This is a genomic window from Kitasatospora sp. LaBMicrA B282, from assembly GCF_050325825.1.
GTDB lineage: Bacteria > Actinomycetota > Actinomycetes > Streptomycetales > Streptomycetaceae > Kitasatospora.
Map to the genome: position 1 here is coordinate 1 of NZ_JBNQTI010000209.1, position 12,378 is coordinate 12,378.

A 12,378-nucleotide genomic window follows, 5' to 3' on the forward strand; every position below is an offset into this window, starting at 1 on the left:
GGTGCCGCCGGCCACCCCGGTGCTCCCCCCGCCGCTGTCGCCGGTGCGGGCCGCCGCGCAGTCCGGCACCCGGCTCGGCCTGGTCGGCGGCCTGCGGGCGGTCGTGCGGGCCGGCGCCACCGTCTTCGCCGGCCGTCCGCAGGCGGTCCACCAGGCGGCCGTGGTGCGGATCGGCTTCGCGCTGGTCTTCACCCTGCAGCTGCTGCGGGAGTGGCCGCACCGCCGGGTGCTGTACGGCGACCGCTCGCCGTGGAGCCCCGGGCTGGCCCGGGACCTGCTGGCCGAGACGCACGCCTTCACCGTGCTGGTCTGGCGGGACGAGGGCTGGTGGTTCGAGCTCTGCTACCTGCTGGCGATCCTGGCCGGGGTGCTGATGCTGCTCGGCTGGCGGACCAGGTTCAGCTCGGTGCTCTTCATGGTGGCCGTGCTCTCGGTGCAGAACCGGTCGGTCCTGGTCGGCGACGGCGGCGACAACGTGGTCCACCTGATGGCGATCTACCTGGTCTTCACCCGGTGCGCCGAGGTCTGGTCGCTGGACGCGCGGCGCCGGCGGCGGACGGGCGGCGCGGGCCGGGATCCGGTCGGGGTGCTGCTCTGGGTGCTCTCCGGCGCCCTGCTGACGGCTGCTCAGCTGACCGGGCACCTGGGCTGGAGCGGCGACGGCTGGCCCTACCTGGGCTGGGCGGTGCCGTTCTGGGCGCTCTGGGCGGTGGCCGGCCTCTGGTGGTCGGTGGGGCGGCGGGCGCCCTTCGGCGAGGTCCGGGCGGTGCTGGACGCGCTGGCGAGCATGCTGCACCACTGCGCGATGCTGGTGGTCGCCGCGCAGGTGGTGCTGGTCTACTCGACCGCCGGTTGGTACAAGGTGCAGGGCTCCCGCTGGCAGGACGGCAGCGCCCTCTACTACCCGCTGCACCTGGACTACTTCACCCCCTGGCCGGGCCTGTCCGCGTTGATCGGCTCCAGCGCGGTGCTGGTCCTGCTCTGCTCCTACGGCACGGTGGCGGTGCAGGTCGCCTTCCCGTTCACACTGGTCAACCGCCGGGTGAAGAACGTGCTGCTGGCGGTGATGATCACCGAGCACCTGGCGATCGCGGTGCTGCTCGGGCTGCCGCTCTTCTCGTTGGCGATGGTCGCGGCGGACGCCGTCTTCCTGCCCACCGGCCTGCTGGTCCGGCTGGGCGGGCTGCTGCGGCGGCTGGTCGGGATCCGCCGTCCTGGGCTCGCCCGACAAGGCGTCACCTAGACTGTCCGGTATGCCCTGGCTTGCCGCGCTCCGTCACACCGGGCGCGCGGGGCTGCGCCTGGAGCCGGCGCTGGGCGACCCCTACCGGGCGGTGCGCGGGGCGCTCGCGGTGGCGCTGGTGGTCTTCCCGGTGCTCACGATCAGCGGGCCGCGGCAGGCCACCTCCGCCGCGATGGGTGCCTTCATCGCCGGGGTCGCCACCTTCCAGCGCAGCTTCCGGCCGCGCCCCTCGCTGGCGCTCGCTGCCGGGTTCGGCCTGGGGGTGAGCACCTTCCTCGGGTACCTCGCGGTCTCGGTGCCCGGGCTCTTCGCGGTGCTGCTGGCCGCCTGGGCGTTCGCCGCGGGGCTGGCCTGGTCGCTCGGGCCGACCGCCGGGGTGGTGGCCACCAACACCCTGACCGCGATGCTGGTCGTGGTCCAACTGCCGGTCAGCGTCGGGACGGCGGCCGGGCACGCGCTGCTCTGCGCGCTCGGCGGCGGCGTCCAGGCGCTGGTGATCACGCTCTGGCCGATCCGCAACTGGGGCGCGCAGCGGGACGCGCTGGCCGACGCCTACGCCTCGCTGGCCGACTACGCCCGCCGGCTGCGGCACGACCCGCACGCTTTCGTCGACCCGGAACCGTTGATGACGGCCCGGCACGCCGCCGCCGTCACCCCCTGGCAGGCCCGCCGCCGCCCGCCCGAACTGCACGGGCTGCGCGGGATCGCCGAGAAGATCCGCCCGGCGCTGGCGGCGATCGCCGACCCCGAGCTCGGCGCGGCCGCCGCGGGGCCGGAGCGCGAGCGGGTCCGCGAACTGCTGGCCGGCGCCGCCGAACTGCTGGACGTGCTGGCCCGGGCGATCCGCACCGGCGCGCCGCCCGCCTACCCCGCCGCCGCGCCCGCCACGCTCGCCGCCCCGCTGCACCCGGTGCTGCACGGCCCGCCGCTGCGCGCCGCCCGCCGGATCACCGCGCTGCTCGGCAAGGCCTTCGGCGCCCTGGAGCAGCGCACCGAATCCCGGCTGGAGATGCCGCTCGCCGGGACCGGCGGGGTGCTGCAGCGGCCGGGGCTCGGCCGGCTGGTGCCGATCGCGCTGCGCACCGCGCGCGGCCAGCTGCGCCCCCGCTCGCCGATCCTGCACCACGCGGTGCGGCTGTCCGGGGTGGTCACCGCGGCCTACCTGCTGGCCAGGCTGACCGGGCTGCACCACAGCTACTGGGCGGCGCTGACCGCCGCGATGGTGATCCGCCCCGACTTCGCGCAGACCTACAGCCGGGGCATCGCCCGGGTGGCCGGCACCGTGGTGGGCGTGCTGCTGGCCACCGGGGTGGTCGAGCTGCTGCACCCCGGGAACGCGGCCGCCTGCGCGCTGGCCGTGGCCTGCATCGCCGGTGGCTACCTGACCCTGGGCACCGGCTACGCCGTGATGACCTGCTGCATCTCGGCCTACGTGGTCTTCCTGCTCGGGATGCTGCCGGGCGGGGTGCTGGAGACCGCCCGGGACCGGATCCTGATGACCCTGCTGGGCGGTGCGGTGGCGCTGGTCGGCTACGCGCTCTTCCCCACCTGGGAGACCGCCCGGCTGCCCGAGCGCACCGCCGAGTGGATCACCGCGGCGGGCCGCTACGCGGCGGCGGTGCTGGCCGGCTACGGCGACCCGGCGGGCCACGACCCGCGGCAGGTGCGCGGCGCGCTGCTGGACGTCCGGGAGACCCGGGCCGCCTTCCTGCTGGCCCGGGAGCGGGCCGCGGCCGAGCCGGTGCGGCACGGCGCGCACTCGCCGCAGCTGAGCCGCCGGCAGCTGGGCCGGGCCCGGGAGGCGATCGGCCTGCTCTCCCGGGTCTCGTTGCTGATGGAGGCCCACCTGCCGGACCGGCAGGCCGAGCCGGTGCCCGGGGCGGCCGAGTTCGGGCAGTTGCTGGCCCGGGCGACGGCGGCGGCCGGGGCCGCGGTGCTGACCGGGACGCCGGCCGACTTCCGGGCGGTGCGCGCGGCCCAGCGGGTCTGGGCGCACCAGTTGGACGGCCTCGGGGCGGATGGTCCGGGGCCGGACGGCCTGCCGCAGTCGGGGCCGGCCGCCGGTGCCGCCGAGGTGGTGCGGGCCGGCTCCCGGCTGCTGGTGCAGGCGCTGGGCGAGCTGGAGCGGGCGATCCGGCCGTCGGCCGGCTCGGCTGGTTCAGCCGGTTCAGCCGGCCGCGTGCCCGGCCTGCCAGTGGAACAGGCCCATGCCGACCGAGGTGGCCAGGTTGAAGCTGGAGACCTGGGGACGCATCGGGATGGCCAGTAGCGCGTCCGCCCGGGCCCGCAGCCGCTCGCTCACCCCGTGCCGCTCGGAGCCGAAGACCAGCAGCGCCTCGTCGGGCAGCCGGGTGGTGTGGATCGACTCGCCCTCGGGGTCGAGCACGTAGAGCGGGCCGGGCGGCAGCTCGTCCGGGTCGAGGCGGGCCACCGCGGTGGCGAAGTGCAGGCCGGCGCCGCCGCGCACCACGGTCGGGTGCCAGGGGTCGAGGTCGCCGGTGGTGACCACCCCGGTGACGCCGAAGCCGGCGGCCAGCCGGACCACGGCGCCCACGTTGCCCAGGTTGCGCGGGTTGTCCAGCACCACCACCGGTGCCCGGCGGGGCAGTTCGTTCAGCCGGGCCAGCTCCGCGGCCGCCGTCGGGCGCACCGCGAGGGCGGCCACCCCGGTCGGGTGCGGGCGGGGCACCAGCTCGCGCAGCACCGCGGCCGGCACCTCGACGGCCGCGGCGAGCACGGCCGCCGCGACGTCCGGGGCCAGCGCCGCGGCCAGCGCGGCCAGCGCCGCCCGGTCGGCGGTGAGGACCTGCCGGACCTCGCCGCCGAACCGCAGGGTGTGCTTGAGCGCGTGGAAGCCGTCGATCAGCACGGTCGACGGCTCGGCCGCCGCCGCCCGCCAGCGGTGGACGGCCAGGTCGGGGCCCTGCTGCTCGGGGCCGGCTGCTTGGTTGGTCACGCCGCGGATCCTAGGGCCTGTCTTCGACCTCCCGCCTGCGGGGCGACGCCGGGGCACGCACCTCGACGGCTTCTCGTCAGTCGCCAATGGCCCCCAGCCTTCGGCCGGGAGGTACCCCCATCCTCGGCGCCGCCGATGCACGCACCCGTGGGGGCACCTCCCAGCCGAAGGCTGGGGGAGCCGCCCCGCCCGCCCTTCGGGCGGACGGCGGGAGTTCGAAGACAGGCCCTGGTGCGGCGGGGTCCGGGCGGCCGCGCTCCTGGTCGGCGGCCTAGTAGTACGAGGCCATCAGCTCGGTGGCCCAGCGCGGCTGGCCGGTGTTGCCCAGCGGGCCGAACTCGGTCATCCACGGCTTGAGGTCGAGCACCGGGGTGCCGTCGACCGCGTCCAGGCCGAGCACGTGCACGTCCAGGCCGTTCACCTCGACCAGCCGGCAGCGGGAGACGCCGATCCGGTTGGGCCGGTTCTTGCCGCGCTGGGCGAAGATGCCGACCTCGGGCCAGTCCGGGTTGCCGCGCGGGCGGCGGGCGGTGGTCTCGATCTTCGTCTCGGCCACCCGGTGGAAGTGGAAGACCACTTCCAGGTGGGAGAAGGCGTCCAGGCCGCGCAGCGCCTCCGGCTCGTACTGCTCGGGGTCCAGCCGGATCACGGCGGCGACCTGGCCCCAGTCGTCGTCGACCACCTCGGTGCGGCCGCCGGTGACCAGTCCGACCGGGCGGAGCGTCACGGTGCTTTCGGTGTTCATCGTCTCCCCCAGGGGTGTGCGGGATCTACCTGGGAGTGATCTTGCCGGAGCCCGTGGCGGGGGTCCACCGGATCCACCGGGTCCACCGGATCCGCGGCGGCGGCCGGGCGGGAATCGGGCGGGAGCGGGGCCGACCGGAGGAGCGGGCCCTACCAGCTGAGCGGGTAGCGGACCGCGCTGCGGCCCAGCCGGCCGGCCAGCATCCCGATCCCCACCAGCAGCGCGGTGGAGAGCCCCAGCAGCGGCAGGAAGGGCAGCAGGTGCGGGGCCTGGAAGACCACCACGACCGCGGTGGCGGCGGCCGGCGAGTGCGAGGTGTGGGTCAGCAGCATGGCGGCCAGCGCCAGGCCGGCGGCGACCGCGGCGCCCCAGGCGCTGCGGCCGGTGAAGTCGTGCACCGCGAAGCCGATCGCGGCGGCCAGCAGCTGGCCGCCGACCACGTTGCGCGGCTGCGAGATGGGCAGGCCGGGCGCGCCGTACACCAGGGCGGCGCTGGCGGCCAGCGGCGGGATCAGCAGCGGCTGGCCGACCAGCACACCCACTCCGACCAGCAGCAACAGGGCACCGATCGCGAAGGTCGAGGCGCGGAAGACGTGCAGCGGGTGCGGGCGGTGTGCGGACATGCGAGGGACTCCTGGACGCTCGGGAGACCGAAGTCGGGGCAGGCCCAGGAGGCTATACATTCTGTTGAAGACGGGGAGGTCCGTCTTGCCAGCTGGTCAGCCGCGGGCGGGCGGCTACTCCCACTCCCAGCGGATCCCGCTCTGGCCGGGCTGCTGCTCGGTGGCCAGCACGTGGGCGCTGGCCGAGGCGCCGATCCAGAGCCGCTCGCGCACCCGGTCGGCCGCCGCCCCCGGGTCGCGCTCGTAGCGCTCGCAGTGCACCGGCACCGCGGTCGGGTCGAAGTGCACCTGGAGCACGTACTCGCGCACCGGCGCCGCGAACCGCCGGCCGTAGACGGTGGTCGGCCCGCCCGGCGGCAGCTCGACCTCGTACTCGAAGACGGTGCAGTCGCCGAACTTCAGCGGGCGGTCCAGCAGCAGCTCGGCGACCAGCAGCCCGATCTCCGGGTCGCGCCGGACCCGGCCGAGCCGGGCGTGCCGGACCGAGGTGAGCTCGGGGCAGCCGGTGGCGTCCTCGTCGGCCTGGTGGACCACCAGGCAGCGGGAGACCTCGGCGGCGGTGGCCCGCACCACTTGACGGGTCCTCAGCTGGCGGCCGAACCGGTCGGCGTCCACGTAACAGGCGTCGTGCACGCTGAGCCGCTCCAGCTCGCCGATCGGCGGGGCGTCCAGCTCGGCGAAGATCTCCGCGATCCGCTGCTCCTCCGGCCAGATCGCGGTGACCGGCAGGCTGTCCTGCGGACCGCCGGCGACCCACCGGCCGCGCGGGCGGGGCGGACCCAGCAGGCTGGAGAGCGCGGTCTCGGGCAGCCCCAGCAGGTCCTCCAGCAGCGAGACGGCGCGCACCGAGGAGGCCCGCTCCGGCTGGCTGCGACCGCGCCGCCAGTAACTGAGGGTGGTGACGCTGACCCTGACGCCCTGTCGGTCCAGCTCGGTGCGGATCCGGTCCAGGCTCAGGCCGCTGGCCTCGATGGCGCCGTGCAGGGTCTCGGCGAAACCGGCGGCGGCCGTGATCGAGCAGGTCTCGGGCAGCAGGTTGCGCAACGCAGCGGGGCCCGGCGACCGTTGCTGCTCCACCAGGCGGAGGTGAGCGGTGTTCTGCGGGTAATGCGAGCCCATGCGAATTCACCCTTCCCCACCAGCCGTCGAGCCGTCCTCGCGGGCGGCACGGCAGGACCGGCCCGGTGCCGTTGTGGGGACGGCACCGAGCTGCAGGAACACTACGCAGGGACCAGAGGCTACGTCATCTACCGGTACGTATGACAGTGGTCACGACAAATTACTTTCACCGCGGTTTGCGCGGATCTCCAAACCGACGAAACGCGAATGCAACAATCCCGCCGGTATCGGGCGGCGGCCCGATACCGGCGGGATCTCACGACCTGGGATTCTCGGCAATTCGGTGTCAGTGCGCTACCGGGTCATGACGCGTTGTATTCAGCGGACGTTCAGCGACCGGTCAGTGGTTGGTCAGTGCCCGGTCAGTGGTCGGTCAGCGAACCGTCAGTGGCCGGTCGGTGCGCCGTGGGCCGGTGGTCAGCCGACGTTCAGCGCGGTGTCGTCCAGGACGAAGCTGGTCTGGCCGTTGCCGTTCTGGGCGCCGGTGAAGGTCAGGGTGACGCTCTGACCGGCGTAGGCGGACAGGTCCACGGTGCGCTGCACGTAGCCGCTCGCCGCGTCCAGGTTGGAGAAGGTCTGCACCGCGGTGCCGTTGGCGGTCAGGGTCAGGGTGTCATCGGCGGTCGAGCTCGGGTTCGACGTGTCGATGTGCAGGTAGTACGACATGGTGGCCTTGCAGCCGGCCGGGATGGTGACGGTCTGCGACAGGGTGTCGGTGTGGGCGCTGTTGTAGCCGTCCAGCCAGGCGTCGTAGTTGCCGGAGTGCGCGGGCTCGCTGGTCAGGTCGCCGTTGATCACGCCGGAGCTGGTCTGCCACGGGTCGGCGGTGCCGGTCTCGAAGTCCGCGTTGCCGAGCAGCTGGGCCGGGGTGCAGCTGGAGGCCGCGGCGACCGTGAAGGTGAAGGTGGTGGTGCCGGTGGCACCGGTGGAGTCCTTCGCGGTGACGGTGACCGTGGAGGCGCCCGCGGCGGTGGGGGTGCCGGAGATCAGGCCGGAGGCGCTGATCGACAGGCCGGCCGGCAGGCCGGTGGCCGAGTAGCTCAGGCTCTGGCCGGTGGCGCTGTCGGTGCCGTTGACCTGGACCGAGACGGCGCTGCCCACGGTGCCGCTCTGGTTGCCCGGGTTGGTGACGGTGACGGTGTTGCCGCCGCCGGTCGAGCCGCCGTTGCCGAGCAGCGCGTTGGTCAGCGCGTCGGCGACCGGCGAGCCCCAGCCGGTGACCTGGTCGTAGCCGGTGCCGGCGGTGAAGTCCTGGTTGGCGCCGGTGGTCACGTCGTGGAAGGTGCTGCCGTAGGCGGCGGAGTTGGCGACCTGGTAGAGCGCCGGGTTGGCCTGGCCCAGGTTCGGCTTGGCGGCCGACTTGGCCTTCTGGTTGAACAGCGCGGTGAAGCCGGACCAGAGCGGGGCCGCGGCACTGGTGCCGCCGTAGACCTGCCAGCCCGGGCCGCTGGTGCCCTGGGTGTAGATGGCGAAGCCGCTGTTCGGGTCGGCGTTGGAGGAGACGTCCGGGACGGTGCGCATGCCGCCGATGCCGGTGCCGGTCTGCCAGCTGGGCTTGGCGAACACGGTGGAGACGCCGCCGCCGGCGGTGCTCCAGGCGCTCTCCGAGCCGTAGCCGGAGCCGGAGACCTGGAGGTTGGTGCCGCCCACGCCGGTGACGTAGGTGTCGGAGGCCGGGAAGTCGACCGCCTTGACGTTGGCACCGCTGGTGGAGCGGGTGCAGTCGCGCGAGCCGTCGTCGCCGGAGGCCGAGTAGACCGACATGCCCTCGGCGGCGGCCTGCTTGAAGGAGTTGTCCACCGCGGTCATGATCGACTGGGTGGTGTCCGGCTCGCAGGAGCCCCAGGAGATGGAGATGACCGAGACCTGGTCGTCCGCCACGATCTTGGCGGCCATGTCGACCTCGCCCTGGTCGTTGTTGGGCGCCTCGTAGACCAGCTGGGTGGCCTGGGGGGCCACGCCGCGCACGATCTCGCTGTCCAGCTCGACCTCGCCCTGGCCCTCGCCCGGCTTGCTGTCGTAGTTGGCGCCGTCCACCGAGACGGTGCTGACGGCCGGGCCGGTCAGACCGTACTGGTGGTCGTAGGTGGTGAGGTTGGTGGAGCTGTAGCCGTCGAACTCCCAGAGCGCGACCTTCACGCCGGTGCCGTCCGCGCCGATCTTGTTCAGGTTGTAGGCGCCGTCGTACTGGCCCGGGCCGTAGCCGTTCGGGGCGGCGTTGGTCGCGTTCGGGGTCGCGTTCGGCTTGGCCAGCCGGGTGGTGCGCACGGTGTGGTTGTTCAGGCCCGCCACGCCCGCCACCACCGAGGCCACGTCGGCCGGCAGGCTGGCCGCCTGGTCGTTGGCGAAGAACTGCTTGTTCTGGGAGGCGTCGTAGTAGGCGCTCTCGTGGGTGCCGAAGGCGGCCGCGATCTTGTCGGCGTCGCCCTTGACGTCCACCACCTGGCGGTTGGCGCTGACCGTGCCGGTCAGGCCGTGCGCGCTCAGGTAGGCCTGGACCTTGGCCACGTCGGCCTCGGTGGGGGCGTAGCGGTCGGCGAACTGCTGCGGGGTCAGGTACTGGCCGTAGACCGGGGAGGCCGGGTTCGCCACGTCCGCCAGGAACTTGTCCAGCTCCGCCGCGTTGCGCAGCTTGAGGCTGACCGCCACCGACAGCTGCTGGGCGGCCGGGACGTCACCCTGCTTCTGTGCGTGGGCCACCGCCGGGGTCACGGTGTTGGGCAGCGCGATCAGCGGGGCGGCCGCGTTGGGGGTGGCGGCCTGGGCCGCGGTGACCGAGAGCGAGGCCGCGCAGAGCGGCAGCAGGGCTATCGCGGCGGCGAGCGCGAGCGGACGAGGGCGCACGGGATCCTCCTCTGGCCGGCGCGCAGGGCCGGCAGGGGTCAGGCGTTCTGTGGGGTCGGAAACGCTGATAAGAAGATCCCATAAGTTTCCTGGGAGCTGAGCAATAATCAGGTAATGAACTCCCAAATAACAGTCAAGTGTTGATTTTCCGAATGTGAACTGAATGGCCGCCAGGTCATACAGTTAATGGCTGGTCCAGACCTTTGTGTCGGAACGGTCGAGGCCCCGGGCGCCGACGGTGCGGCGGCCCGGGGCCGGTGGGGGCGGGGGAAGGTGCCGGGTCGGGCGGGGGGAAGGTGCCGGGTCGCTGCCGTCCGCTCAGCCGCCCTCGTCCCGCGGCGCGGTGACCGGGCAGCCGGCGGCCGGGAAGGTGCCCAGTTCGGCCGGCCGGAAGCCGTACGGACCACCCTTGATCTCCGGGTTCTGCCGCGCGTGGTGCGGGGTGCGCCGCGGCGGCAGCGCGCGGACCACCCGGGCCCGCAGCCGGTCGAACCGCCCGGCCACGCTCAGGCCCCCCGGCCGGGTTCGGTGGGCGCACCGAGCCAGTGGGTGAGCGCGGTGCGCAGCTCGGCCCGGCTCGGGTCGGCCGCCGCCCAGGCCGCGTAGCCGTCCGGGCGGACCAGCAGCACGGTGGCGCGCAGCTTGCCGTGCGGGTCGGCCGGGGCGGCGAACACCAGGCGGTCCTGCCACGGCTCGGTGGTGGCCGGCTCCAGGCCGCCGAACGGCGAACTCCCACCGGGGGCCCGCTCGTCGGCGCTGACCAGCACGAAGCGGCCGGCCCGCAGCGCCTCGTAGAGCCGGGCCGGTCGGTTCGGGGCGTCCTGGGCCAGCCGCAGGTCGGGCATCCGGCGCCCGGCCAGCGGGTGCGAGCCGGGCTCGGTCGGGTAGCTGAAGCCGAGCCCGGAGACCAGCCGCGCGCCGCGGTCCAGCACCGGGTCGAGCGCGCCGGCCAGCGTGGTGACCGCCGCCCGCACGGCGCGGGCGGCCGCGCTCTGGGCCAGGCCGAGCCGGATCAGCGCCCCCGAGCTGCGCAGCACCATCTTGCCCACCGGGTGGCGCTCGCTCTGGTAGCTGTCCAGCAGGCTCTCCGGCTGCCGGCCGCGGACCACCGCGGCCAGCTTCCAGGAGAGGTTGGCGGCGTCCTGCATCCCGGTGTTCATGCCCTGCCCGCCGGCCGGCGAGTGGCAGTGCGCGGCGTCCCCGGCGATCAGCACCCGGCCGTCCCGGTAGCGCGGCGCCTGGCGCTCGTCGCTGTGGAAGCGGGACATCCAGCGGGCCTCGTGCAGGCCGTAGTCGGCGCCCAGGGTGCGGCGCGCGATGTCGGCGATCTCGGCCAGCTCCACCGGCGCGTCGTCCGGCAGCCGGCGGGTCCGGTCCCAGGCGATCACCCGGTACCAGCCGTCCCCGAAGGGGGCCAGGAAGCCGAAGCCGTCCGCGGTCGCGCCGGCGGTGAACACGTCGTGCGGCGCCTCGGTCAGCCGGACGTCGGCCAGCAGCACCGAGCTCACCACCGACTCGCCCGGGAACGGGATCCCGACCAGCTCGCGCACCGAGCTGTGCACCCCGTCGGTCCCGACCACGTACTGCGCCCGGTGCCTGACCGGCCCCTCGGGCGTCTGCACGGTGAGCACGACGTGGTCGGTGTGCTGGCGCAGCCCGGTCACCTGGTGCTCGCGCAGCAGCACCACGCCCGCCTTCAGGGCCCGCTCCTGGAGCACCCGTTCGGTCTGCGACTGCGGGGTGACCAGGACGAACGGGAAGCGCGAGGGCAGCTTGGACAGGTCGATCCGCAGCTTGCCGAAGAACCGCAGCCGGTCCAGCGGGGTGCCGGTGGCGATCAACTCCTCGGCCAGTCCGCGGGCGTCCAGCAGCTCCAGGGTGCGGGCGTGCACGGCGAAGGCGCGGGTCAGGTTGGACTCCTCGCCGCGCTTCTCCAGCAGGGCGACCCGGATGCCTGCGGCGGCCAGGTCACCGGCGAGCAGCAGTCCGGTGGGGCCGGCGCCGACCACGATCACCTCGGACTCGGTCACGTGCTGATCCGACATGGGCTCAACTCTCCGTGGTCGCTGACCACTCCTCGTGGTACGTCGACCTCCCATCATCGCGGGCCGGTGGGGGCGGTGTGAATCTCCCGGTGGCGCCGAGTCCCCCCGTGGCGCCGCCGGATCCGCGCCTGCGCCGGGCCGTGCCCCCGCTGCCGCCGGGCCGGCGCCGCCTGGTGGCCGCGGGTCCGACTACCCTGCCGGTCATGGCCATTCCCCCGTTCCTCGCCGAACTGCGCGCCCTGGTCGGCCACCGACCGCTCTGGCTCTCCGCCGCCTGTGTGGTGGTCCTGGACGACCTGGACCGGGTGCTGCTCGGCCGCCGTGCGGACACCGGGGGCTGGGCGCTGCCCGGCGGCATCATCGATCCGGGCGAGCAGCCGGCCGAGGCGGCGGTGCGCGAGTGCCTGGAGGAGACCGGGGTGGTCGCGGTGCCCGAGCTGCTCACCTCGGTCACCGTCTCGCCGCCGGTCACCTATCCGAACGGCGACCACACCCGGTACCTCGAACTCACCTTCCGCTGCCGGGCGGTGGGCGGCGAGGCCCGGGTGAACGACGAGGAGTCGCTGGAGGTCGGCTGGTTCACCCAGGACGCGCTGCCCGAGCTGGACCGCTACAGCCGGGAGCGGCTGGAGCTGGCACTGGGCTGCACCGGGACGGCGGCGTTCCGGTTCGACGGGGTTTAGTACTGCAACGGTGCTTACCGTGACGGTTGTCGGGTTCGCTCGTTGGGCTGTTCATGGGTGGGGACATATCCGAGGTTGATGCTCGTCGCTGGTCAAACGGGTTGGCCGGACTGCATGAGC

The 12,378-nt window shown here is 74.1% G+C and carries 10 protein-coding genes; 3 read left to right on the plus strand and 7 right to left on the minus strand.

What is annotated here, in order from left to right; all coding sequences use genetic code 11:
• The first annotated feature begins 1 nt into the window (after position 1).
• Positions 2 to 1,243, plus strand: a complete 1,242-nt coding sequence (locus ACQRUO_RS35070) for an HTTM domain-containing protein (RefSeq protein ID WP_428320206.1) — start codon at positions 2 to 4, stop codon at positions 1,241 to 1,243.
• A 10-nt stretch (positions 1,244 to 1,253) separates the two neighbouring features.
• A complete protein-coding gene (locus ACQRUO_RS35075) occupies positions 1,254 to 3,512 on the plus strand; it encodes an FUSC family protein (RefSeq protein WP_428320207.1) in 2,259 nt (752 codons plus the stop codon).
• Here ACQRUO_RS35075 and ACQRUO_RS35080 read toward each other — a convergent pair.
• The 7 genes from ACQRUO_RS35080 to ACQRUO_RS35110 form a co-directional block, all read right to left on the minus strand.
• Positions 3,411 to 4,199 carry a TrmH family RNA methyltransferase gene (locus ACQRUO_RS35080; protein ID WP_428320208.1) on the minus strand — a complete coding sequence of 263 codons (789 nt, stop codon included), beginning with the start codon at positions 4,197 to 4,199 and terminating at the stop codon, positions 3,411 to 3,413. The genes ACQRUO_RS35075 and ACQRUO_RS35080 overlap by 102 nt on opposite strands.
• Before the next feature lie 271 nt (positions 4,200 to 4,470).
• Positions 4,471 to 4,944 carry an SAM-dependent methyltransferase gene (locus ACQRUO_RS35085; protein WP_428320209.1) on the minus strand — a complete coding sequence of 158 codons (474 nt, stop codon included), beginning with the start codon at positions 4,942 to 4,944 and terminating at the stop codon, positions 4,471 to 4,473.
• Positions 4,945 to 5,093: 149 nt separating this feature from the next.
• Positions 5,094 to 5,567 carry an HPP family protein gene (locus ACQRUO_RS35090; RefSeq protein WP_428320210.1) on the minus strand — a complete coding sequence of 158 codons (474 nt, stop codon included), beginning with the start codon at positions 5,565 to 5,567 and terminating at the stop codon, positions 5,094 to 5,096.
• 114 nt (positions 5,568 to 5,681) lie between these two features.
• Positions 5,682 to 6,686 carry an XRE family transcriptional regulator gene (locus tag ACQRUO_RS35095; protein WP_428320211.1) on the minus strand — a complete coding sequence of 335 codons (1,005 nt, stop codon included), beginning with the start codon at positions 6,684 to 6,686 and terminating at the stop codon, positions 5,682 to 5,684.
• A 417-nt stretch (positions 6,687 to 7,103) separates the two neighbouring features.
• On the minus strand, positions 7,104 to 9,530 hold the full coding sequence (locus ACQRUO_RS35100; RefSeq protein ID WP_428320212.1) for a protease pro-enzyme activation domain-containing protein: 2,427 nt from the start codon (positions 9,528 to 9,530) through the stop codon (positions 7,104 to 7,106).
• 318 nt (positions 9,531 to 9,848) lie between these two features.
• Positions 9,849 to 10,034: a hypothetical protein gene (locus ACQRUO_RS35105; RefSeq protein WP_428320213.1), complete on the minus strand. Its 186-nt coding sequence runs from the start codon at positions 10,032 to 10,034 to the stop codon at positions 9,849 to 9,851.
• Positions 10,035 to 10,036: 2 nt separating this feature from the next.
• Positions 10,037 to 11,575, minus strand: coding sequence for an FAD-dependent monooxygenase (locus ACQRUO_RS35110; protein WP_428320214.1), 1,539 nt, complete (start codon positions 11,573 to 11,575; stop codon positions 10,037 to 10,039).
• A gap of 203 nt (positions 11,576 to 11,778) precedes the next feature.
• Between ACQRUO_RS35110 and ACQRUO_RS35115 the strand changes: the two genes are divergently transcribed.
• Positions 11,779 to 12,258 (plus strand): NUDIX hydrolase, encoded by a 480-nt coding sequence (locus tag ACQRUO_RS35115; RefSeq protein WP_428320215.1) that lies wholly within the window; start codon positions 11,779 to 11,781, stop codon positions 12,256 to 12,258.
• Positions 12,259 to 12,378: the final 120 nt, after the last annotated feature.

Bases quoted from the DNA above. Each gene is read 5' to 3' on its own strand.
- ACQRUO_RS35075 (WP_428320207.1), top strand. From the start codon at position 1,254: ATGCCCTGGCTTGCCGCGCTCCGTCACACCGGGCGCGCGGGGCTGCGC.
- ACQRUO_RS35085 (WP_428320209.1), bottom strand. From the start codon at position 4,944: ATGAACACCGAAAGCACCGTGACGCTCCGCCCGGTCGGACTGGTCACC.
- ACQRUO_RS35090 (WP_428320210.1), bottom strand. From the start codon at position 5,567: ATGTCCGCACACCGCCCGCACCCGCTGCACGTCTTCCGCGCCTCGACC.
- ACQRUO_RS35095 (WP_428320211.1), bottom strand. From the start codon at position 6,686: ATGGGCTCGCATTACCCGCAGAACACCGCTCACCTCCGCCTGGTGGAG.
- ACQRUO_RS35110 (WP_428320214.1), bottom strand. From the start codon at position 11,575: ATGTCGGATCAGCACGTGACCGAGTCCGAGGTGATCGTGGTCGGCGCC.
- ACQRUO_RS35115 (WP_428320215.1), top strand. From the start codon at position 11,779: ATGGCCATTCCCCCGTTCCTCGCCGAACTGCGCGCCCTGGTCGGCCAC.